Source organism: Sulfitobacter sp. 1A15106, assembly GCF_043556995.1.
In the GTDB taxonomy this organism is placed as follows: Bacteria; Pseudomonadota; Alphaproteobacteria; order Rhodobacterales; family Rhodobacteraceae; genus Sulfitobacter; species Sulfitobacter faviae.
Genome location: NZ_JBIFFM010000006.1, coordinates 224,870 through 245,535, shown reverse-complemented (window position 1 = coordinate 245,535; position 20,666 = coordinate 224,870). Strand labels below are relative to the sequence as shown.

General features: G+C 61.9%; 21 protein-coding genes. 12 read left to right on the top strand and 9 right to left on the bottom strand.

Going from position 1 to position 20,666, the window contains the following annotated elements:
- The first annotated feature begins 139 nt into the window (after nt 1–139).
- Complete coding sequence (locus ACGYKA_RS11725; protein WP_394438788.1) at nt 140–1,135, top strand: zinc-binding alcohol dehydrogenase family protein; 996 nt, start codon at nt 140–142, stop codon at nt 1,133–1,135.
- A gap of 52 nt (nt 1,136–1,187) precedes the next feature.
- The gene (locus ACGYKA_RS11720; RefSeq protein WP_394409222.1) at nt 1,188–1,982 is read left to right on the top strand and encodes an SDR family NAD(P)-dependent oxidoreductase; all 795 of its coding nucleotides are present in this window, start codon (nt 1,188–1,190) and stop codon (nt 1,980–1,982) included.
- 94 nt (nt 1,983–2,076) lie between these two features.
- Here ACGYKA_RS11720 and ACGYKA_RS11715 read toward each other — a convergent pair whose 3' ends face one another.
- Genes ACGYKA_RS11715 through ACGYKA_RS11705 form a run of 3 tightly spaced genes read right to left on the bottom strand, consistent with a single transcriptional unit; the run spans nt 2,077 to nt 4,423 of the window.
- On the bottom strand, nt 2,077–3,156 hold the full coding sequence (locus tag ACGYKA_RS11715) for a methyltetrahydrofolate cobalamin methyltransferase (protein ID WP_271687328.1): 1,080 nt from the start codon (nt 3,154–3,156) through the stop codon (nt 2,077–2,079).
- Nucleotides 3,157–3,166: 10 nt separating this feature from the next.
- Nucleotides 3,167–4,096, bottom strand: coding sequence for a methylenetetrahydrofolate reductase (locus tag ACGYKA_RS11710; protein WP_394418005.1), 930 nt, complete (start codon nt 4,094–4,096; stop codon nt 3,167–3,169).
- A gap of 30 nt (nt 4,097–4,126) precedes the next feature.
- Nucleotides 4,127–4,423 (bottom strand): virulence factor, encoded by a 297-nt coding sequence (locus ACGYKA_RS11705; protein WP_168613014.1) that lies wholly within the window; start codon nt 4,421–4,423, stop codon nt 4,127–4,129.
- 292 nt (nt 4,424–4,715) lie between these two features.
- Here ACGYKA_RS11705 and ACGYKA_RS11700 point away from each other — a divergent pair, with 292 nt between their 5' ends.
- The 4 genes from ACGYKA_RS11700 (at nt 4,716) to ACGYKA_RS11685 (ending at nt 8,198) form a co-directional block, all read left to right on the top strand.
- Nucleotides 4,716–5,834: a Ppx/GppA phosphatase family protein gene (locus ACGYKA_RS11700; protein ID WP_067266266.1), complete on the top strand. Its 1,119-nt coding sequence runs from the start codon at nt 4,716–4,718 to the stop codon at nt 5,832–5,834.
- Nucleotides 5,834–6,559, top strand: coding sequence for an RlmE family RNA methyltransferase (locus ACGYKA_RS11695; RefSeq protein ID WP_168613015.1), 726 nt, complete (start codon nt 5,834–5,836; stop codon nt 6,557–6,559). Before ACGYKA_RS11700 ends, ACGYKA_RS11695 begins: the two co-directional genes overlap by 1 nt.
- A gap of 93 nt (nt 6,560–6,652) precedes the next feature.
- Entirely contained in the window at nt 6,653–7,210 is a 558-nt protein-coding gene (locus ACGYKA_RS11690; RefSeq protein WP_394409228.1) for a hypothetical protein, read from the top strand.
- A 166-nt stretch (nt 7,211–7,376) separates the two neighbouring features.
- On the top strand, nt 7,377–8,198 hold the full coding sequence (locus ACGYKA_RS11685) for a bifunctional allantoicase/(S)-ureidoglycine aminohydrolase (protein WP_394409231.1): 822 nt from the start codon (nt 7,377–7,379) through the stop codon (nt 8,196–8,198).
- A gap of 228 nt (nt 8,199–8,426) precedes the next feature.
- Here ACGYKA_RS11685 and ACGYKA_RS11680 read toward each other — a convergent pair whose 3' ends face one another.
- The 3 genes from ACGYKA_RS11680 to puuE are packed head-to-tail and all read right to left on the bottom strand — an operon-like array spanning nt 8,427 to nt 11,818.
- Nucleotides 8,427–9,863, bottom strand: a complete 1,437-nt coding sequence (locus ACGYKA_RS11680) for a nucleobase:cation symporter-2 family protein (RefSeq protein ID WP_271687322.1) — start codon at nt 9,861–9,863, stop codon at nt 8,427–8,429.
- Between the two features lie 54 nt (nt 9,864–9,917).
- On the bottom strand, nt 9,918–10,412 hold the full coding sequence (locus tag ACGYKA_RS11675; RefSeq protein ID WP_394409234.1) for an ureidoglycolate lyase: 495 nt from the start codon (nt 10,410–10,412) through the stop codon (nt 9,918–9,920).
- Entirely contained in the window at nt 10,409–11,818 is a 1,410-nt protein-coding gene (puuE, locus tag ACGYKA_RS11670; protein ID WP_394409237.1) for an allantoinase PuuE, read from the bottom strand. Before puuE ends, ACGYKA_RS11675 begins: the two co-directional genes overlap by 4 nt.
- A gap of 139 nt (nt 11,819–11,957) precedes the next feature.
- On the opposite strand from puuE, the gene uraH reads away from it, so the two are divergent.
- Nucleotides 11,958–12,311, top strand: a complete 354-nt coding sequence (uraH, locus tag ACGYKA_RS11665; protein ID WP_394409741.1) for a hydroxyisourate hydrolase — start codon at nt 11,958–11,960, stop codon at nt 12,309–12,311.
- Here uraH and ACGYKA_RS11660 read toward each other — a convergent pair.
- A complete protein-coding gene (locus tag ACGYKA_RS11660) occupies nt 12,308–13,213 on the bottom strand; it encodes a LysR family transcriptional regulator (RefSeq protein ID WP_394409240.1) in 906 nt (301 codons plus the stop codon). The genes uraH and ACGYKA_RS11660 overlap by 4 nt on opposite strands.
- A 96-nt stretch (nt 13,214–13,309) precedes the next feature.
- Between ACGYKA_RS11660 and ACGYKA_RS11655 the strand changes: the two genes are divergently transcribed.
- On the top strand, nt 13,310–14,569 hold the full coding sequence (locus ACGYKA_RS11655; RefSeq protein WP_394409243.1) for a urate hydroxylase PuuD: 1,260 nt from the start codon (nt 13,310–13,312) through the stop codon (nt 14,567–14,569).
- A 9-nt stretch (nt 14,570–14,578) separates the two neighbouring features.
- Here ACGYKA_RS11655 and ACGYKA_RS11650 read toward each other — a convergent pair whose 3' ends face one another.
- Complete coding sequence (locus ACGYKA_RS11650) at nt 14,579–15,526, bottom strand: MBL fold metallo-hydrolase (protein ID WP_394409246.1); 948 nt, start codon at nt 15,524–15,526, stop codon at nt 14,579–14,581.
- On the bottom strand, nt 15,523–16,440 hold the full coding sequence (locus tag ACGYKA_RS11645) for an MBL fold metallo-hydrolase (protein WP_394409249.1): 918 nt from the start codon (nt 16,438–16,440) through the stop codon (nt 15,523–15,525). Before ACGYKA_RS11645 ends, ACGYKA_RS11650 begins: the two co-directional genes overlap by 4 nt.
- 193 nt (nt 16,441–16,633) lie before the next feature.
- Between ACGYKA_RS11645 and ACGYKA_RS11640 the strand changes: the two genes are divergently transcribed.
- The 4 genes from ACGYKA_RS11640 (at nt 16,634) to ACGYKA_RS11625 (ending at nt 20,582) form a co-directional block, all read left to right on the top strand.
- Nucleotides 16,634–17,695, top strand: a complete 1,062-nt coding sequence (locus ACGYKA_RS11640; RefSeq protein ID WP_271687312.1) for a methionine ABC transporter ATP-binding protein — start codon at nt 16,634–16,636, stop codon at nt 17,693–17,695.
- The gene (locus tag ACGYKA_RS11635; protein ID WP_394409252.1) at nt 17,685–18,359 is read left to right on the top strand and encodes a methionine ABC transporter permease; all 675 of its coding nucleotides are present in this window, start codon (nt 17,685–17,687) and stop codon (nt 18,357–18,359) included. Before ACGYKA_RS11640 ends, ACGYKA_RS11635 begins: the two co-directional genes overlap by 11 nt.
- 41 nt (nt 18,360–18,400) lie before the next feature.
- Nucleotides 18,401–19,177, top strand: coding sequence for a MetQ/NlpA family ABC transporter substrate-binding protein (locus tag ACGYKA_RS11630; RefSeq protein WP_394409255.1), 777 nt, complete (start codon nt 18,401–18,403; stop codon nt 19,175–19,177).
- 412 nt (nt 19,178–19,589) lie between these two features.
- Complete coding sequence (locus ACGYKA_RS11625; RefSeq protein ID WP_394409258.1) at nt 19,590–20,582, top strand: ABC transporter substrate-binding protein; 993 nt, start codon at nt 19,590–19,592, stop codon at nt 20,580–20,582.
- Nucleotides 20,583–20,666 lie beyond the last annotated feature (84 nt).

Below are 20,666 nucleotides of genomic sequence, written 5' to 3'. Positions count from 1 at the left end.
GGGCTTTGCCGTAGGCTTGCCAAGCGTTCGGATTATACTCTGTATCTAAAAACTCTATCCGCATCTCTCTCGGTTTATATAGCCCGGCAAGCTGATACCTTCTGCCCAACAGCAATATCCCTGCAGAAGGACAGACGAAATGAAAGCCATCGGCTATAACACCACCGGCCCGGCAGAGGTTTTGGAGATGCTCGAAATTGAGCGTCCCGCCCCCGGACCACGTGACCTTTTGGTGGAGGTGAAGGGCATCTCGGTCAATCCTGTGGATGTGAAGCTGCGCGCGCTTTCGGGGCCTGAGGGTGGTTCGAAGGTCTTGGGCTTTGACGCCGCGGGCGTGGTCGTGGAACTGGGCGCAGAGGTTAGCGATTTCGCGGTTGGCGATGAGGTGTTCTATGCCGGGGACGTGACCCGCGCGGGGACCAATGCCGCCTTCCACACGGTCGATTCCCGGATCGTCGGGCGAAAGCCTGAAACCCTTGATTACGTGGAGGCCGCCGGTCAGCCGCTGACCGCGATCACGGCTTGGGAGATGCTGTTCGATGCCTTCCGGCTGGCCGAGAGCGCTGGCGAGGGGGAGGCGATTTTGGTCATCGGCGGGGCCGGGGGCGTGGGGTCGATCCTTATTCAACTGGCGAAGGCCCTGACCGGTTTGACCGTGATCGCGACCGCCTCGCGGCCAGAGACACAAGATTGGGTGCGCAAGATGGGGGCGGATCATGTGGTGGACCACCGGGGCGATCTGGTGGCGCAGCTTGCCGCGCTCGATCTCACGCCCAGCTATGTCGCCGCGCTGACGGCCACCGATACGCATTGGCCCGCCATCATCGAAGCCATCGCGCCGCGTGGGCAGATCGCGCTGATCGACGACCCTGAGACGCTGGATATGAAAGCGGCGAAACCGAAAGCCCTAAGCGTGCATTGGGAGTTCATGTTCACACGCTCGATGTTCCAGACCGCGGACATGACTGCGCAGCGCGACCTGTTGAACCGGGTGTCGCAGATGATCGACGCAGGCATTTTACGCTCTACCGTGACAGAACATGCGGGCGTGATAAATGTGGAAAACCTTCGCGCGGCCCATGAGCGTCAGGAAAGCGGGCGGGTGATCGGAAAGCAGGTTCTGGGCGGTTGGTGATCGCGCAGAGCCGCCTCCCAACCCCGCGCAGAGACCCAGTAAGGAGAGACAGATGACCAAGACGATCCTCATCACCGGCGCGACCGACGGTATCGGTCTGTTGACCGCCAAAAAGCTCAGCGCGCAGGGGCATAGCGTTTTGCTGCACGGGCGCAGTGCCGAGAAACTCAGCGCCGCCGCGGCGGAGGTGGGCGGCAATCCCCAGACCTACCGCGCGGACCTGTCGCGGCTGGAAGAGGTCGTGACGCTGGCAGAGGCGCTGCGCATTGATCACAGCCAGATCGACGTGGTGATCAACAATGCCGGTGTCTTGAAACTGCCCGAGCCGCGCACCGAGGCAGGGTTGGACGCGCGTTTCGTGGTCAACACGCTGGCGCCCTATCTGCTGGTTCAACTGTTGCTGCCGGTGCTTCCCAAAGCGGGCAGGGTGGTGAACCTCTCCTCCGCCGCGCAGGCGCCGGTGGAAGTGGCTGCGCTTAGGGGCGAGGTGACGCTTGACGATATGGCGGCCTATGCGCAGAGCAAATTGGCGATCACGATCTGGACCCAACAGATGGCCCGCGCGCATCAGGACGGGCCGCTTTTCATCGCGGTGAATCCCGGCTCTCTTCTAGCGTCGAAGATGGTAAAGGAAGGCTTTGGCGTCGCCGGGAACGACCTGAGCATCGGGGCTGACATACTTGCCCGAGCAGCCCTTTCGGATGAGTTTGCAGAGGCCTCCGGCGCCTATTTCGACAATGACATGGGCGGGTTCAATGAGCCGCATAGCGCGGCAAAAGACCCCGATCATGTGGCCGCCGTCATGGCCGCGATCCAAGAATTGGTGAGTGGGAACCGGCCGGAGTAGCGCCGGAAAGCGTCGTTTCGGACTTCCGCCCGCCCGCATAGAAAAAGTCCCACCAAGCGATGCTGGCGGGGCTTTTCAATCTTGCTAGGCGGTCTTAGCGGCGGCGGCGTCCACCTGAACGGCCCGCGCGACCGCGGCCTTCTTGCCCCGCTTTGGGCGCGCTTTTGTTGAACTCGATCCAGGCGCTGCCGTGAGGGTCACGGTCAAAGAGGAAGTTGGCGGCGCGAATGGCCTCCATCTCCTTGCCCGGGCGGGGTTTGGTCGAGCCGAGGTTAAAAAGCGTCGCAAAGGTCTCATCATCCATATCTTCGGGGAGGATGATCCCCGCGGCGGTAATCTCGGCCCGCTTTTCGGCGATTTTGGTGGCGTTCAGCGGCACGGCCACCGGGTTCATGATCGCACTCGTCATGCCCGCACCCATCGCCATGGGCAGGAAGGCATTGTTGATGCCGTGGCGGTTGGGCAGCCCGAAGGAGATGTTGGAGGCGCCGCAGGTGGTGTTCACGCCCAATTCCTCGCGCAAACGGCGGACGAGGGTAAAGACCTGATGCCCCGCCGTCGCCATGGCGCCAATCGGCATGACCAGCGGGTCGACGACGATGTCATGGGCGGGAATGCCAAAATCGGCGGCGCGTTCGACGATCTTTTTCGCCACGGCAAAGCGGACATCCGGGTCCTCGGAGATCCCTGTGTCGTCATTGGAGATCGCCACGACAGGCACGTTGTATTTCTTGACCAGCGGCAGCACGACCTCCAGCCGCTCTTCCTCTCCGGTGACGGAGTTCAGCAGCGGGCGGCCTTCGCAGGCCTCAAGCCCCGCCTCCAGCGCGCCGGGGACCGAACTGTCGATGCAGATCGGCACGTCGACGGCGTTTTGCACGACCTTGATCAACTCCGGCATCAGCATCGGCTCGACAAAGTTGTTGTCGGCATAGCGCGGGTCTTCGGCCATTTTGTTGGAGAAGACCGCGCCCGAGTTCACGTCGAGCACCGTGGCGCCTGCGGCGACCTGCGCGATGGCATCCGCCTCGACCCGCGAAAAATCGCCTTGCTCCAGCTCTTGGCTGAGGATCTTGCGGCCCGTGGGGTTGATCCGCTCTCCGATCACGCAAAACGGCTCGTCAAAGCCGATGACGGCGGTCTTGGTCTTGGATTCGATGACGGTTCTGGTCATGTAACTTCCTTCAGGCTGCGTCGGCGGGCACCCCAGAGGCGCCGCCATTCTCTTGGACCCATGCGGCGCTGGTCTTGATCCCGCCCAGCGGGAAAAGATGCACATGGGTGATGTTGAAATCCGGGTGGGCCGCTTTGTGGGCGGCTAGTTCGCTGATCACATCTGTCGGCTCATAGGGCAACAGCAGCTTGGTGACATCCATCGCCCGCTTTTGCAGCACCTTGAGCGAGGGGCCGACGCCGCAGGCGATGGCGAATTTGATCAGCGTTTGCAATTTGGCGGGGCCCGCGACGCCGATGTGGATCGGCAGGGTGATACCAGCGGTTTTCAGACTGTCGGCCCATTCGATGATCGGCTGCGCGTCAAAGGCGAATTGCGTGGCAATGGCCATTTCGGCATCGGTGCGGGTCTGGAAATCGTTCTTCCATTTCAGCGCCGCATCGACGTTGAGGCGGCCCCCGTCGACATCGATATCGCGGTTGCCTTCGGGGTGGCCTGCGACATGCAGGCGGGTAAAGCCTGCTTTGTCGAACAGCCCCGTTTCCATCAACTGCATCGAGTCGCTGAATTCCCCCGCCGGGGTGGTGACACCGCCCGCCAGCAGCAGCGCCTGGCGGACATCGGCCTCGCCCTGATAACGGGCGATCCAATCGGCCAGCGTGGCGCGGTCTTTGATGATGCGGGCCGGGAAATGTGGCATGACCTTGAAGCCATCCGCGTTCAACCGCGCGGCGGTGGCGACCATATCCTCGATCGGGGTGCCGTCGATATGGGCGATATAGACACGGGTGCCCTCTGGCAGCAGGGCGCGGAAATCCTCGACCTTTTCGGCGGTGCGGGGCATCACCTCGATCGAGTAATCTTCCAACAGCGCCTCGATTTCGGCCACCGGCGCCTGCGGGACCGGTGTTTCCTTTTTGCGGAAGTTCAAAAGTGCCATGAGCGTGTCCTTGATCATAGGGCTGGCAGGCTATGCCCAGCCGTCGTTGTCAATCAGTTGCTTAATCCGGTCGCGGTCGTATTCCGCGTCGATGCGGGCGGCTTCGGCATCGGCGATGCTATCGGGATCACCCTCAACCTCAAAAGGCTCTGCCTTGCGCCATTCCGCGAGATAGGCATCGGTATTGGCGGCCCCCACCTTCATCGCCGCGCGGTCGATCGCCTGTTCAAAGCGTTCGGGCAGGGGGCGTTTTGACCCGCGACGGCCCTTGCCGACGATCACCTGAGCGGGGATATCGCGCCAGTAAACGATGGTGACTGCGGGCATGGGACGATTCCTCCGGTTTAAACCTGTCTAACGAGCGTCGCGGTCAGGACAGGGCCGTTTTTCGACAAAACACGACCCATCCGCGACTTGGGAGAGGTGATAGCGCATTGACCCTGCCATCACGAGGGGGCGGCGCCCCCATTATTCTCAAGATGATTGTGAGGTAGCCCTGATGGCGGGGCGAGGAAGGCCCACGGACGCCGCGGAAATTGGCCCAAGGCACCGCGACCACTTGCACCGGCTGGGCGCAGGGAATACCTTGGGGGCAACTCGATATGAAAGGCGCGTAACCATGGCGCCACAGCGTCCCAAAGGTGCGGGTGCGCTCGACAAAGACATTCCGGCTCTGAGCCCCGCGCCAGTTCCGCCCAGATCTAATGAGCTATATGCGGCCCTAGATCTGGGTACAAATAGCTGCCGCATGTTGATCGCCCAGCCTCGGGGCAGCGGTTTCCATGTGGTGGACAGTTTTTCGAAATCGGTGCAATTGGGTGCCGGTTTGGAGAAGACCGGGCGGTTGTCGCGCGGATCGATGGCGCGCACCATTCAGGCATTGCGCATCTGTCAGCAGAAATTGCGGCGCAACAAGGTGCAGAACATGCGTCTTGTCGCGACCGAAGCCTGCCGCCGTGCGCAAAACGGGGCGGAGTTCATGCGCCGTATCCAGCGCGAGACCGGTCTCAAGCTCGACATTATCCGCCCCGAAGAAGAAGCCCAGCTTGCCGTGATCTCCTGCGCGCCGCTGGTCAGCCGCAAGACGGAAAACCTGCTGGTGGTGGACATCGGCGGCGGCTCGACCGAGTTGGTCTGGATCGACATTTCCAAAGTGCCGCGGGCCGACCGCGCACGCTCGATCATGCGGCTTCAGGGCGGGTTCTATCAGGCGAAATCCGATGTCCCCGCCGCCCGGGTGGTGGATTGGATCAGCGTGCCTTTGGGGGTGGCCACCCTGCGCGATCAATTTTCTGACGTTGAAGACGATGCCGCGCGCTTTGCGCTGATGAGTTGGTTTTTCGAAGAGAACCTCACCGATTTTACGCCCTATCAGACGATCCAGTCGCAAAAGCGGTTCCAGATCGTTGGCACTTCGGGCACCGTGACCACCGTGGCGGCAAGCCACCTGAACCTGAAGCGCTATGACCGGACAAAGGTTGACGGCCTCAGCATGACCAGCGCCCAGATCGATAAGGTGATCCATTCCTATATCGCCATGGGTCCGGGCGGGCGGCGCGCCGATCCGCGTATTGGCCAAGACCGGGCGGCGCTGATCATGTCGGGGGCGGCGATCCTGCAAGCCTTGATGCGCTGCTGGCCGACCGACAGGCTGTCAGTTGCGGATCGCGGTCTGCGCGAAGGCCTGCTATATGCACAGATGAGCGCCGATGGCGTATTAGAAGAAGGGGTCTTTTAATGGCCAAGACACCGGACGGAAAGAACACCTCGGGGCGCGGTCAGCGTGACCTCAAGGTTAAGGTGAAATCCGCACGCGGGCGCAAGCTCAGTTCGACCCGTTGGTTGCAGCGGCAGTTGAACGATCCTTATGTCAAACGCGCGCAGGCCGAAGGCTATCGCGGGCGGGCGGCTTATAAGATCATGGAGTTGGACGATAAATACCGTTTCCTCGTCCCCGGCGCGCGGGTGGTGGACCTTGGCGCCGCGCCGGGCGGTTGGTGTCAGGTCGCCGTCAAACGCTGCAACGTATTGGGCGAAAAGAAGGGCAAGGCGCAGGGCACCATTCTGGGCGTTGACCTACAAGAGATGGAGCCGATTGCGGGCTGCGAGTTGCACCAGCTCGACTTCATGGAGGATGACGCCGACCTCAAGGTCAAGGAATGGCTCGGCGGCAAGGCAGATGTGGTGATGTCGGATATGGCCGCGGCCTCATCCGGGCATAAACAGACCGACCACCTGCGCATCATCGCGCTTTGCGAGGCGGCGGCCTATTTCGCTTTCGATGTCTTAGAAGAGGGCGGCACATTCGTAGCCAAGGTGCTGGCAGGCGGCGCGGAAGGTGAGTTGCAAAAGCTGCTCAAGCGCCGTTTTGCCAAGGTCGCCAATATCAAACCACCTGCAAGCCGTCCCGATTCATCGGAGAAATTCGTGGTGGCCACAGGGTTTAAGGGCGAAGAGGGTTAAGCCGCCATCGCCGTTCATGGGGCGTAAACCAGTCAAGGATTAGGGTGTAGCTCTCCCGCGGTATTGTGCCGCCTACCTCATGAGGGCTCCCCGATGCTACGACACCTGCCACTTGTATCGCTCATCTTCATCCTGTGTTCCGGGCTCAAGGTTTCCGCCTCCGAAGTGCCTTGGGCGGTGACCGATTACATCGACCGCGAATTGCTGTCTTGGGTCAATGATGCCCGCATCGTCGATGCGATCGCACAGCAGAATGAGCGGCACCGCGAAATGAATGCGCTGGCGGTCACGCCGGCGGCAGTCACCGGGCCGGGCGCCGGGGTGCCCCAGCTGAAAGCTCCGATTGCTGCCGCCTTTCTCCAAACGCAGATCGCCCGCGCCGAGGGTCAGATCGCCGGGGTGACTTTGCTGGATGCCTATGGGCTGACCGTGGTCTCCACCGGCAGCGCCTCGGTCTATTTCAAGGGCGGCAAGCCCAAGAACAGCAACCGTTTTTCGCCGCCCTCGGGGATTTTCGTGATTGATCAGGTGGCCGTTGACGAGAGGTCGAAGGCCCATCAAAGCCGCGTCTCGATGCCGATCACGGAACCGTCGAACGGCGCAATCATCGGGGTGATTACAGTTGAGCTGGAAGCGGCTGCTTTCTTCTGAGGCTGCTCTCTGCGCAGACCGGTCCCGGCAGGCGGGGCCGGTCTGTTACTCAGCCCTAAGCGGGGTCGGGACTATCAAATATCCCCGAACAATCCTTCAGCGATAAAACCCTTGGCCTCGGCCTGGGAAGCGGCAATTCTGCAGTCCATCCCGACGGAGAGAGTTGATGACCCCCCCAAGCTATTTCGCACCCACCGGCGGCCACCCGGATCAAAAAACGCTTTTGTCAGATCGCGCCGTCTTTACAGAGGCCTATGCCGTTCTCCCGCGCGGCACGATGCGCGATATCGTGACATCGTTCCTGCCGTTCTGGGAGGGCACACGGCTGTGGGTTATCGCCCGCCCGATGACCGGTTTTGCCGAGACATTCTCGCAATATATCATGGAAGTGCAGCCCGGTGGCGGCTCCGAGCGGCCTGAGCTTGATGCGCAGGCGCAGGGGGTGCTTTTCGTGGTCGAGGGTGGCTTCACCCTGACCGTTGATGGCCAGCAGCACGCGATGCGCGAGGGCAGCTATGCCTATGTCCCCGCGGGGGCCGATTGGACGCTGAAAAACGACAGCGGCGCGGTGACGCGCTTTCACTGGATCCGCAAAGCCTATGAGGCGGTGGAGGGGTTGGACCGCCCCGACCCGCTCGTGCTGAACGAGCAGGACATCGAGCCGAATGTGATGCCCGATACTGATGGGGTCTGGGCGACGACGCGGTTCGTCGATCCGCAGGATCTGCGCCACGACATGCATGTGACTATCGTCACGCTACAGCCCGGTGGGGTGATCCCCTTTTGCGAGACCCATGTGATGGAACACGGGCTCTATGTGTTGGAGGGCAAGGCGGTCTACCGGCTCAATCAGGATTGGGTCGAGGTCGAAGCGGGTGATTTCATGTGGCTCCGCGCTTTCTGCCCGCAGGCTTGCTACGCGGGCGGACCGGGGCCGTTCCGGTATTTGCTTTATAAGGATGTGAACCGGCATATGAAGCTGCGGTGAAGCGGTGAGGGCCAGCGCCTGCCCGCGGGTCGGCGATCCTGAGGTCGGCCCATGCCACTTTATGGTTCAACCGTGATCAGCGGCACCAAGGTCGCGCCTAGCCTCCCCAGATCGCCTACCCGTCCGGGCGGGCAGGCGATGGCCCGGCGCCTGCGGCTTGATTCCGGGCCGGGGTGGTAATCTCAGCCCCCCAAAGAAAAGGGCGCCACATCGGGCGCCCCTTCATCATCAAACCCGCTTCTCCAACGACCCCGAACCATGCCCCGAAAGCCCGCCGGAGACCTCCTCCGTCGCCTCATCCGACAATTGCTCAGGCAACACCAAGTTCAGCACGATCGCGATCAGCGCGGCAGGCAGCAGCCCGCTGGTCATCAGCACGCGCAGCGTGTCGGGCAGGTATTGCACCGCCTTGGGATCGAGCTGCAGCCCCAGACCGATCGAGAGCGAGATCGCGAAAATCACCATATTGCGGCGGTTCCAGTTCACGTCCGACAGCATCGAGATGCCCGCTGCGACCACCATGCCGAACATCACGATCACCCCGCCGCCGAGCACTTCGATGGGAATGGTGCGGATCACCGCGCCTACTTTCGGCACCAGTCCGCAAAGGATCAGGAACAGCGCGCCCACGGTTACCACATGGCGGCTCATCACGCCGGTCATGGCGATGAGGCCGACGTTCTGGCTGAAAGAGGTATTGGGAAACCCACCAAAGACCCCGGCCACCGCGCTGCCCAAACCGTCGGCATAGGTGGCACCCGTGATCTCGGCATCCGTCGCCTCACGCCCCGCGCCGCCCTTGGTGATGCCCGAGACATCGCCGACGGTCTCAACCGCCGAGACGAAGGCCATCAGGCAGAAACCGACGATGGCGGCGAAGCTGAACTCGAACCCATACGCAAAGGGCACGGGCAGCGCCACGGCGGCGGCGCGATTCCAACTAGTGGTGATGCCCTCAAAGGTGACCATCCCCATCGCCAGCGCATAAAGATAGCCCACCCCAATGCCGATCACCACGGCGGAGACCGATAGCATGCCCCGGGCGAAGAACTTCAGCCCCAGCGTCGCCACGATCACCACCAGCGCCGCCGACCAGTTCAATAGGCTGCCGTATTCGGGGCTGTTGATCGCAGGCACACCCCCGGCGGCATATTGGATGCCCACCTTGACCAGCGCGAGGCCGATCATCGTCACCACCAGCCCAGTTACCAGCGGGGGCAGGGCAAAGCGAATGCGCCCAATGAAAGTACCCAGCAGCACATGAAACAGCCCGCCGACCAGCACGCCGCCAAAGAGCGCGGGCAGCGCCTCGACCCCTTTGCCCGCGACCAGCGGGATCATGATGGGCAGGAAGGCGAAACTCGTACCCTGCACAATCGGCAGCCGCGCGCCCACCGGACCCATGCCGATGGTCTGAAACAGCGTGGCGATGCCCGCGAAGAGCATCGACATCTGGATCAGATAGGTCATGTCGGGAAACCCCTGCGCCCCGGCGTCCGAGCCAAAGCCAAAGCCCGCAGCCCCCGCCACGATGATCGCGGGGGTCACGTTGGAGACGAACATCGCCAAGACATGCTGAATGCCCAAGGGCACGGCCTTGGACAGGGCGGGGGTATAATTCGGGTCGCGCAGTTGCGCCGGCGTGCCCAGTGAAGCGTCAGTCATGTCATTCTCCCTATTGACCGATCCCGACTGCCGCTTCTGCTGAGGGCATGACGGTTATTCCTTGGCTGCGACCACCTCCCACGGCTGATCGAACCAATGTTCTTCCAAATTGTCGCCTTCGCCGATCCGGTCGACCACGGCGAAAAGACCGGGGGCGCTCAGCGGGCAGCAAACCGCGTGCCATGTATTGCGGCGGTAGTTCACGCCCTGACCGGGGCCTGCGAGAAACGCCTGCAAGGGGCCGGGGCGGCCTGCGTCATCGGGGGCGACGACCACCAGATAGGGGTTTTGGTGCATCGGCAGAAAAGCCTGCGCGCCAAGCGGATGCCGCTCGACCATCTCAAGGCTGAAGGGCAGGGCGCGCGGCTCTGCGTTAAAGACGCTGATGCCCGCACGCCCCCCGCCAAAGTCGAGATCGGCTAGATCGTGATGCCGCCCGCAAAGCCCCTGATTGATGATCTTGTCCGGCGCGCCTTTTACCTCGAGCACCTCGCCAAACGGCGCAAAGGCCTCCGCGGTCAGAGGCTGCAGGACCAGTTGCCGGCTCATGGCAGCATGTCCTTCAGCCGCAACTGCGCGATGCGCTCGACCTGACGGCAGGCCTCGGCGAACTCGGTGTCGCGGTCATTGCCGATACGGCGCTGGAACGCGGCGAGGATGCTGGCCTTGTCATGGTCGCGCACGGCGATGATGAAGGGAAAGCCGTGTTTGGCGACATATTCCTCGTTGAGCCGGGTGAAGGTCTCCCGCTCATCGTCCGTCAGCGCATCCAGTCCGGCCGCGGCCTGTTCCGAGGTGCTCTCAGCCGTCAGCCGCTTGGCCTGCGCCAGTTTGCCCGCCAGATCGGGGTGGGCCTGCAGCACGCTGAGGCGCTGCGCATCTGAGGCGGAGCGGAAGATCCGCGCCAGAGCGTTGTGCAGGCCGACGGCGGTGTCATGGCCCGCGCCAAGTTCCAGCGCATGGGCGCCTTCGGCGATCCATGGGGAGTGCTCAAAGATGCTGCCGTATTTGGCGACGAAGGTCTCGCGGTCCATCTGGCTGGGACGCGCGCGGCGCTGGTGCGGATGGGTGGCGGCCCAATGATCTGCGATCTGCTCGCGGGTCGCGAACCAGACGCCCTCATGGCTTTGGGCGTAGTCGATGAACTGGCGCAGCGCCTCGACCCGGCCGGGGCGGCCAATCAGGCGGCAATGCAACCCGACCGAAAGCATCTTCGGCGCGCCCTCGACCCCTTCGCGGTAAAGCGCGTCGAAACTGGCTTTGAGGTAGTCGAAGAACTGCGCGCCCGCATTGAACCCCTGCGGCGTGGCGAAACGCATGTCGTTGGCGTCGAGCGTATAGGGCACGATCAACTGGTCGCGGTCACCGACCTCCATCCAATAGGGCAGATCATCGGCATAGGCGTCGGCGACATAGGCGAACTGCCCGGTCTCTGCCGCAAGGCGCAGCGTGTTCTCGGACGAGCGCCCGCAGTAAAAGCCGCGCGGCGCTTGGCCTGTCACTTCGGTATGCAGGCGGATCGCCTCGGCGATGGCCGCGCGCTCTGCGTCTTCTGCCATGTCCTTGTGTTCGATCCATTTCAGACCGTGGGTCGCCATCTCCCAGCCGGCGTCGATCATCGCGGCGACCTGCACGGGCGAGCGCGCCAGCGCCGTGGCGACGCCATAGACCGTGACGGGCAGGTCCTTCATCAAACGGTGCAGCCGCCAGAACCCGGCGCGGGCGCCGTATTCATAGATCGATTCCATATTGGCATGACGCTGGCCCGGCCATTGCGCGGCGCCGACGATCTCGGACAGGAACGCTTCTGATGCCGCATCCCCATGCAGGATGTTGTTCTCACCGCCTTCTTCGTAGTTCAGCACCAGTTGCACGGCGATCTTCGCGCCACCGGGCCATTGTGCATCTGGGGGGGTGGGGCCGTAACCCTGCATGTCGCGGGGGTAGCGAGTCATGTCGTTCTCCTTCTGTCGTTCTCTGTCTAGACCGGAAGGTCTTGGATTGCTTTCAATTAATTCCTGAAAGACTATCGTGAAAAGGGTACTTTCGCTCAGCCACGGCTCGGGCGATCAAGGGTTAGGCACGGAGGGTATGATGACAGGCTATCTGACAACACATGTATTGGACACCGCGCGCGGATGCCCGGCGGCGGGGCTGAAGATCGACCTCTACCGTTTGGAGGGCGACAGCCGCACCCATCTACGCAGCCTCACCACCAATGCCGATGGCCGCACCGATGAGCAGATCCTGCCTGCGGCGGAGTTCCAGACCGGCACCTATGAGCTGCTGTTTCACTGCGGCGATTACCTCGACGCGCAGGGCGTCCCGGCAGAGGAACCGCGCTTTCTGGATGTCGTCCCGCTGCGTTTTGGCATGTCTGAGGCCGCGCATTATCATGTGCCGCTGCTGCTCTCGCCCTTCGGCTATTCCACCTATCGGGGCAGCTAGACCTTTAGCGCGTCTTCCATCCGCGCGATCATGAAATCCATGAAGAGCCGTGTTTTCGGGTCTTGATGGCGGCGATGGGTGTAGAGGCAGGCCATCTGAACGGGCAGGGGCGGCGTGTCTTCCACGACCCGCACCAAAGCGCCGCTTTGCAAATGTTCGGCGATCTCAAAGATTGGTTTCATGGCGATGCCCGCGCCGGCAAGCGCCCAATCGGTCAGCACGTCGCCATCGTCACTCTCAAACCGCCCGCGCACATCGTATTTCACCGCGCCTTCAGGGCCTTGTAGCTGCCATTGAAACTCGGTCGCGCCGGGAAAGCGCAGGTTAAGGCAATTGTGCTGGCCGCGGTCGATCTCGGCTCCCGAGCGGGGATGCCCATGCGCCGCGACATAGGCCGGGCTGGCGCAGAGCACGCGCTCGCAATCGGCCACCTTGCGGATCCGTAGTGTAGAATCCTGCGGGCGGCCCAGAAAAAAGGCCACGTCCAACCCTTCGGCAGTGAGATCGAGCTTGCGGTCGCTGAGGCGCAGACGCACATCTACCAGCGGATAAGCCTCTGAAAACGCAGGCACATGCGGCGCGATCAGCCGCCGCCCCACGCCCAAGGGGGCCGCCACATGCAGCGTGCCGCGCGGATTGTCAGTGACGTCTTCGATACCCGCCTCGGCCTCGGCCACGGAGGCGAGGATCTTGCAGGCCCCATCGTAGAAAATCCGCCCCTGTTCGGTGGCCGACAGGCTGCGTGTGGTGCGCTGGAACAATCGTACGCCCAGATGCCCCTCAAGCTGCGTGATCCGCGCCGAGGCCACCGCCGGAGAAACCCGCTGGTCGCGCGCCGCCGCCGACATGCTGCCAAGCTCGTAGACGCGCACGAAGGTGCGGATGTTGTCGAAATAGGACATTTATCGGGAACTTTTGATAGAGTTTAGGGAATGCCAAATCTAGCGGTAAAATCCGCGATTGAATAGTCTGCCCGGTGAATCATCCGGAGAGACCTCATGCACGACTTAGCCATCATCTGGGATTGGATCGGCTTTGCCATCCGCTGGGTGCATGTCATCACCGCCATGGCATGGATCGGCGCGTCCTTCTACTTCATCGCGCTCGACCTCGGCCTGCGCAAGGTGCCGCATCTGCCCGCGGGCGCTTTTGGCGAGGAATGGCAGGTCCATGGCGGCGGTTTCTACCATATCCAGAAGTACCTCGTGGCGCCGGAAAACATGCCCGAGCACTTGATCTGGCACAAATGGCAGAGCTATTCGACGTGGCTGTCGGGCGCGGCGCTCTTGATGGTCGTCTATTGGGCCGGCGCGGAGCTCTACCTGATCGATCCCTCCAAGGCGGACCTCTCGGTCTTCCAAGGTATCCTGATCTCAGCGGGTTCGCTGACGCTGGGTTGGCTGATCTACGACTTCCTGTGCAAATCGCAGCTCGGCAACCGGCCCACGGTGCTGATGCTGCTTCTCTTCGTGCTACTGGTGGCCATGGCCTGGGGCTACAACCAAGTCTTTACGGGCCGCGCGGCGCTGCTGCATCTGGGGGCATTTACAGCGACGATCATGACGGCGAACGTGTTTTTCATCATCATGCCGAACCAACGCATCGTGGTGAAGGACCTCCAAGAAGGGCGCACGCCGGACGCGAAATACGGCAAGATCGCCAAGCTGCGCTCGACCCACAACAACTACCTGACGCTGCCGGTCATCTTCCTGATGCTTAGCAACCACTATCCACTGGCGTTTGCGACCGAGTACAACTGGCTGATTGCCGCGCTGGTCTTCCTGATGGGGGTGACGATCCGGCATTACTTCAACACGATGCACGCGACCGGAAAGGGCCCGCATTGGACATGGGGCGTGACCGCGCTTTTGTTCGTGGCGATCATGTGGCTCTCAACCGCGCCCTTGATGCAAGACGATATCGAGGCGGCAGAGGCCCGCGCGCTGACAGAGACAGAGCAGCTTTTCGCCAGCGCCGAGGGGTTTGACGAGGTGGCCAATATCGTGCCGGGGCGTTGCGCCATGTGCCATGCGCGGGAGCCGTTCTACGACGGTATCCACCGCGCGCCCAAAGGGCTGCTGCTTGAAACACCCGCGGACATCGCCCGCGCCGCGCGGCAGATCTATCTGCAAGCGGGGGTGACCAATGCCATGCCCCCCGCCAATGTGTCCTTCATGGAGGAAGAAGAGCGCCGCAAGATCATGCGCTGGTATCGCGACGGGGCCGCATCACAGCCCTTCAGCCTTGCGGGGAAGTAGCGGGGCGCACTACTCGAACTCCATCTGCTCAAAAACGCGGCCTGCGTTTTTCGTCGCCAATTCCTCGAAAGTATCAAGCCCCGCATAGGGCGATTGATCTACATAGTAAGCCTCGGCCAGACCGCCGCCCGCCTCCAGATGGGCGGCGATCTGCGCGCGGAGGTAGAACAGATAATCCCGGGTGAAGCGACGGACCTGCGCCATATTGGTCGGATGCCCGTGACCGGGGATCACATAACGCGCCCCAAGCGGCTCAAATGCGGTTTCCCAAGTCTCGATCCATTCGGCGGTCATCGTGTCGGGAAAGATCGGCAGCATGCGCTCATGAAAGGCCATGTCGCCCGAGATCACGAGGCTCTGCTTCGGCAGCCAGATCACGATATCGCCGGGGCTATGGGCCGGGCCGAGGTGGCGGGCCTCGATGCGGAAATCGCCCTTCTCGACGATATATTCATCCTCGAAGGTCTCGGTTGGCAGCTGCACCTCCGTCCCCTCGGCCCGGTCGCGGTTGTAGCGCTGCATGGCCTCCAGAATGCTGCCGCCAAAGCGCTCCACCTCATGCGCGGCGTCTGCATGCGCGACGATCGGCACGCCTTGCTCAGCCCAGTAACCGTTGCCCAGAACCGCGTGGCCCTGACCGTTCTCGTTAAAGACCAATTTCACCGGCTCGTCGGTCACGGCCTTGATCTCTTCATGTAGCGCCGCGGCCAGCCCGTAGGCCGCGCCGCCGTTGATTACGACAACGCCTTCGCCGGTCACGATAAAGCTCAGGTTATTGTTATGGCCCGCGTTTTCATAACTGGGCGGGGCCGTCGCACCGATGGCTGAAAAGACGCCGGGAATGACTTCATAGGGTTTGTCGTAGAGCAGGGAGCCGGGGTATTTATCGGCGATATCCTCGCTGGCCATGACGTGCGAGCCGAGCAGAAGGGCGGCGGCGTAAATCAGGTGCTTCATTGTGCGGCCCCCAGAAAACGATAGCCCTCGCCACGGCGTTCGACACGGCCCAATCCGCCCTGCGGCAGGTGAAAGCCCATCAGCCAGATTTGCTCCTGCGCCAACCGATCCAACAAGCGCTGCCGGGTCCTCGCGCCTTTCTCGGGGTCTTGGTCCGATCCGCTGGCCCAGCCCGGACGGGCAAAGGCAAGATGGTGGTTGCCAATGGCATCGCCGCCGATCAACAGCGCATCACCGCCCGTGCCGAGAAGGAAGGACATATGCCCGGGCGTATGGCCGAAACTGGCCTGCGCCGTGATCCCGGGCAGCACTTCGTCCCCGTCGGCGAAATGGCTCAGCCGATCCTCAATCGCCGCCAACCGCCGCGCGGCCCCCACGGCAAAGGCGGCGCGGGCCGCACCAATCCGGTCCACCGTCGCCGGATCGCGCCAATAGTTCCATTCAACTTGGCCCATATGGTAGCGCGCATTGGGAAAAACCAGATCGTCGAAATCGTCCAGCACGCCCCACAGGTGGTCGGGGTGGCCATGGGTAAAGACCACATCGGTCACCGCCTCCGGCGCGACGCCTGCGGCATCAAGGCTGTCGAGCAGTGCCCCGGCGGAGGGCATAAAGGCAGGGCCCGCGCCCGCGTCAAAGAGGATCACACGCTCGTCATTGCGCAAAAGCGTGAGGTTGCAAGGTGGTTCCAACTGGTCTTGGGGCAGGTCAAAGGGTGCCAAGGCCTCCGCCAGTGCGTCTTGCGGCAAACCTTCGAAGAAAAAGCTGCGCGGCAGCACCAGATTGCCGTCGCTTACGCTGATGAACTCATAGCCGCCGATCTGGGCCGAGGTCATCGCGAAAGCGCGCAGCGGCGTTTGGGCGAGGGCGGCCGCCCCCATTCCGGCCAGCACCATCCGTCTGTTAATCTTCATCCGATCTCCTCCCATCATTCATTCCGATTCGTGAATATAATCATCCCCATCGGTTTGCGGCACAAGGGGCGAATGCGGCGGCGAGAGATAGGCCCGAGAAACAAGGCAGCTATGCATGATCATGCCTTGCATCGCCCGCAGGGGTTCTATCTACGGGGGCACCACTCGAAACCCACCCCGATCCGGACGGAAAATGACTGATATCACGACAGAAGGCGCCTCGATCGCCTTTGACAAGGTCGGCAAGGCCTTTACCAAAGCGGGCGGTGCGACCGTGAACGCGCTCGAAGGGATTTCCCTTGACGTGGCGCCCGGCTCCATCACCGGGATCATCGGGCGTTCAGGGGCGGGCAAGTCGACCCTGTTGCGGATGGTCAACGGGTTGGAGCGTCCGACGACCGGCAAAGTGCTGGTCGGGGGTGAGGATGTAGGCAGCGCCAAGGGCGGCAAGCTGCGCGCGATCCGTCGTGACGTTGGCATGATTTTTCAACACTTTAACCTGCTGTCTTCACGCACCGTGGCGGGCAATATCGCCCTGCCGCTCGAAGTGGCGGGAATGCCGAGCGCGCAGATCAAGCCGCGCGTGGCCGACCTGATCGACCGTGTCGGTCTGAGCGCGCAGGCGGGGCGCTATCCGGCGGAGCTTTCGGGCGGGCAGAAACAGCGTATCGGCATCGCGCGGGCCTTGGCCACCGGGCCGAAGGTGCTGCTTTCGGATGAGGCGACATCGGCGCTCGACCCCGAAACCACGCAAACTGTTCTGGCGCTCTTGAAAGATATTAACCGCGATCTGGGGCTGACGATCCTGCTGATCACCCATGAGATGGCCGTGGTGCGCGACATCGCGAGCCATGTGGCGGTGATCGACGCGGGCCGCATCGTGGAGCATGGGGAGACCTATGACATCTTCACCGCGTCGCAACATGCGACGACGCGGTCCTTCCTGTCGGGCGTGACGGGCGTCACCCTGCCTGCCTTCGTCAAAGACCGCCTGACCCAAACCCCGCCCGCGGCAGGGGGCGAAGAGGTCATCCGCGTCACATTTGCGGGTACCCATGCCACCGATCCGATGCTGGCGCGATTGACGCAAGAAATGGGCATTCCGGTCAATATCCTTGCCGGTGCGGTGGAAGAGATCGGCACGCGGCCCTTCGGCAACCTGCTGGTGTCGATGCCCGTGGCACAGGCCGCCCAAGCGCGGGCCTTTTTGGAACAACACGGGCTTCTGACGGAGGTGCTGGGCTATGTCGGCTAACCTGATTAACCTATTGATCGAAGCCACCGGTCAAACGCTTTATATGGTGGCGATTTCGGCCATCCTCGGCACGCTCTTCGGCCTGCCGCTGGGGCTGTTTCTGGCCACATCGCAACGTGGGGAACTGCTGTCGTCGCCATGGGTGAACAAGGTGCTCGGGCTGGTGGTGAACGCCACGCGCTCTGTGCCGTTCATCATTCTGGTCGTGGCCATCATTCCCTTCACCCGCATGATCGCCGGCACCTCCATTGGCACCACGGCGGCGATCGTGCCGCTGACAATTGCCACGGTGCCCTTCATCGCCCGGCTGGTGGAAAACGCTATCCGCGAGATCGATTCCGGCCTGATCGAAGCCGCGCGCGCCATGGGTGCGACACCGCTGCAAATCATCCGCAAGGTGCTGCTGCCCGAGGCGCTGCCCGGCATCACACTGGGCCTGACCCTCGCCATCGTGAGCCTCATCGGTTACTCCGCCATGGTCGGCGCCGTGGGCGGCGAAGGTCTGGGCGATCTGGGTATCCGCTATGGATATCAGCGGTTTATGCCCGACGTCATGGCGATTGTCGTGATCATCCTCATCGTTCTGGTGCAGCTTGTGCAGTCCATTGGCGAGCGTATCGCCAGCGCCGTGGATAAACGGGCCACCAAAAGTGGCGGTCAATAGGCCGCGCCTTACATCCGTTCTCTCAATCTAAGGAGACTACTATGCTTCGTCTTACAACACTCACCTCCGTTCTGGCGCTGATTGCCACTGGCCTTGCCGCCGAGGAAATCAAGGTCGGCGTTTCCCCCGGCGAACACGCCGAAATCATGGAAGAAGTCGCCCGCATCGCGGAGCCTATGGGCCTTGAAATTGATGTGGTCGAATTCTCTGACTATGTGGTGCCGAACCAAGCGCTCGCCGATGGCGACATTCAGGCGAACTCTTTCCAGCACGTGCCCTACCTCGAAGCGCAGATGAAAGACCGCGGCTTTGAACTCAGCGTGGTCGGCAACACGATCACCACCCCGATGGGCGTCTATTCCGACAAGATCACCGATCTTGCCGATCTCGAAGGAGGCTCAACATTCGGCATTCCGAACGATCCCACGAACGGTGGCCGCGCGTTGTTGGTTCTGCAAGAACTCGGTTTGATCAAGGTCGATGAGGCCGCAGGTCTGGTGCCGACCGTCCTCGACATCACCGAAAACCCCAAAGATCTGTCCTTCAAAGAACTCGACGCCGCGCAACTGCCGCGTTCGCTGGCCGATCTGGATGCGGCTTTGATCAACACAAACTACGCGATTGCTTCGGGCCTAAGCCCCAAGGAAGATTCCATCGCGATGGAAAGCGCCGAAAACCCCTATGTGAACGTCATCGCCGTCCGCAAGGGCGACGAGGACGCGGCATGGGTTGAGACATTGCTCAAGGCCTATCACTCTGATGAGATCAAAACCTTCATCGATGAAAGCTATCAGGGCACGGTCATCACCTCCTGGTAAGCGCTTGTTATAGAAGCGTATTGATAGACTTGACCCGCGCCCGCGCGGGTCAAGAGCGCCCCAGACCGTGCCGGGGCATTCCGACTGGTTAAAACTCCCCTAATCATTGGGTCGAGGCTGACGGTCAGCTAAAACCATTAAATTTCTGTTTAGAAATTCCGCGTAATTCTCGCAGACAACGCGCGTTCTGGCACATCTCTACGCACATTTCTTAACATTGAAATTATGTTGCGCTGCGGCGTGAGAAAATTGTTGAAAAGTTCAATTCCGCCCGTATCGTGAAATCGTGAGGGATTTTTTCACATGACCCGGGGCTTGCCCTTCCTGATGTCTGACAGGGCCGATGGTCGCGATCCATGTGAACGGGAGTTCGACTGCAAGACGCGACCATAACAAACCAAGGGAGACTATCATGAAGACCGTGAAACTGATGGGCACCGCCGCCAGCCTGCTTGTGCTGGGGGTCAGCCAATCCGCCGCGCAGGATCTGACCGTTGGGTATTTCCTCGAATGGCCGATGCCGTTCCAATACGCCAAGGCGGAGGGGATGTATGACGAAGCGCTCGGCACGACGGTGAATTGGGTGAGCTTCGATTCCGGTACCGCCATGTCGGCGGCGATGGCCTCGGGGGATGTGCAGTTGTCGCTGAGCCAAGGCGTGCCGCCCTTCGTGGTCGCCACTTCGGCGGGGCAAGACCTGCAAATTCTCGATGTCGCGGTCAGCTATTCCGAGAATGACAATTGCGTCGTGCGCGAGGCGCTGGAGATCGACAAATCCTCTGCCGAGGAACTGACGGGCAAGAAGGTCGCGGTGCCGCTCGGTACGGCTGCGCATTACGGTTTTCTCAAACAAATGAACCACTTCGACGTCGATGTAGGATCGCTCGACGTGGTGGATATGGCGCCGCCAGATGGGGCCGCGGCCATCGCACAGGGATCGGTCGATATGGCCTGCGGCTGGGGTGGGTCGCTGCGCCGGATGATGGAACATGGCAATATCCTTCTGACCGGCGCGGAGAAGGAAGAGTTGGGCATTCTTGTCTTCGACGTGACCTCCGGCCCGGCCTCCTGGGTGGCCGAGAACTCTGACACGGTCGCCGCCTTTCTCAGCGTGACGGCTGAGGCAAACGCGATGTGGGCGGATGAGGCCAACCGCGGCAAGATGCTGCCTGTCATCGCCAAGGACGCCGGTATGGACGAAGACGCCACGATGGAAACCATCGCGACCTTCTCCTTCCCTTCGGTCGATGAGCAGATGGGTGAGAAATGGCTCGGCGGGGGCGCGCAGGAGTTCATGAAAGGCGTGGCCGATGTCTTTGTCGAAGCAGGCGCGATCGACAGTGCGCTCGACAGCTATGAAGACGCGGTGAACACCGGCCCGCTGCAAGCGGCGAGCGATATGTAACCCAAGCGGCGCAAAAATAGGCCGCCCCGTTGCAGCCCGGTGCCTGATTGCGAGGGACAGGGCAGATGGGGCGCGCCGATAAAC

Coding starts and splice junctions, on each gene's coding strand:
- ACGYKA_RS11715 (WP_271687328.1), bottom strand. CDS start 3,156: ATGACCAGAACCGTCATCGAATCCAAGACCAAGACCGCCGTCATCGGC.
- ACGYKA_RS11625 (WP_394409258.1), top strand. CDS start 19,590: ATGAAGACCGTGAAACTGATGGGCACCGCCGCCAGCCTGCTTGTGCTG.
- ACGYKA_RS11710 (WP_394418005.1), bottom strand. CDS start 4,096: ATGGCACTTTTGAACTTCCGCAAAAAGGAAACACCGGTCCCGCAGGCG.
- ACGYKA_RS11680 (WP_271687322.1), bottom strand. CDS start 9,863: ATGACTGACGCTTCACTGGGCACGCCGGCGCAACTGCGCGACCCGAAT.
- ACGYKA_RS11685 (WP_394409231.1), top strand. CDS start 7,377: ATGACCCCCCCAAGCTATTTCGCACCCACCGGCGGCCACCCGGATCAA.
- ACGYKA_RS11655 (WP_394409243.1), top strand. CDS start 13,310: ATGCACGACTTAGCCATCATCTGGGATTGGATCGGCTTTGCCATCCGC.
- ACGYKA_RS11660 (WP_394409240.1), bottom strand. CDS start 13,213: ATGTCCTATTTCGACAACATCCGCACCTTCGTGCGCGTCTACGAGCTT.
- ACGYKA_RS11645 (WP_394409249.1), bottom strand. CDS start 16,440: ATGAAGATTAACAGACGGATGGTGCTGGCCGGAATGGGGGCGGCCGCC.
- ACGYKA_RS11705 (WP_168613014.1), bottom strand. CDS start 4,423: ATGCCCGCAGTCACCATCGTTTACTGGCGCGATATCCCCGCTCAGGTG.
- ACGYKA_RS11700 (WP_067266266.1), top strand. CDS start 4,716: ATGGCGCCACAGCGTCCCAAAGGTGCGGGTGCGCTCGACAAAGACATT.
- uraH (WP_394409741.1), top strand. CDS start 11,958: ATGACAGGCTATCTGACAACACATGTATTGGACACCGCGCGCGGATGC.
- ACGYKA_RS11720 (WP_394409222.1), top strand. CDS start 1,188: ATGACCAAGACGATCCTCATCACCGGCGCGACCGACGGTATCGGTCTG.
- ACGYKA_RS11650 (WP_394409246.1), bottom strand. CDS start 15,526: ATGAAGCACCTGATTTACGCCGCCGCCCTTCTGCTCGGCTCGCACGTC.
- ACGYKA_RS11695 (WP_168613015.1), top strand. CDS start 5,834: ATGGCCAAGACACCGGACGGAAAGAACACCTCGGGGCGCGGTCAGCGT.
- puuE (WP_394409237.1), bottom strand. CDS start 11,818: ATGACTCGCTACCCCCGCGACATGCAGGGTTACGGCCCCACCCCCCCA.
- ACGYKA_RS11630 (WP_394409255.1), top strand. CDS start 18,401: ATGCTTCGTCTTACAACACTCACCTCCGTTCTGGCGCTGATTGCCACT.
- ACGYKA_RS11725 (WP_394438788.1), top strand. CDS start 140: ATGAAAGCCATCGGCTATAACACCACCGGCCCGGCAGAGGTTTTGGAG.
- ACGYKA_RS11690 (WP_394409228.1), top strand. CDS start 6,653: ATGCTACGACACCTGCCACTTGTATCGCTCATCTTCATCCTGTGTTCC.
- ACGYKA_RS11635 (WP_394409252.1), top strand. CDS start 17,685: ATGTCGGCTAACCTGATTAACCTATTGATCGAAGCCACCGGTCAAACG.
- ACGYKA_RS11640 (WP_271687312.1), top strand. CDS start 16,634: ATGACTGATATCACGACAGAAGGCGCCTCGATCGCCTTTGACAAGGTC.
- ACGYKA_RS11675 (WP_394409234.1), bottom strand. CDS start 10,412: ATGAGCCGGCAACTGGTCCTGCAGCCTCTGACCGCGGAGGCCTTTGCG.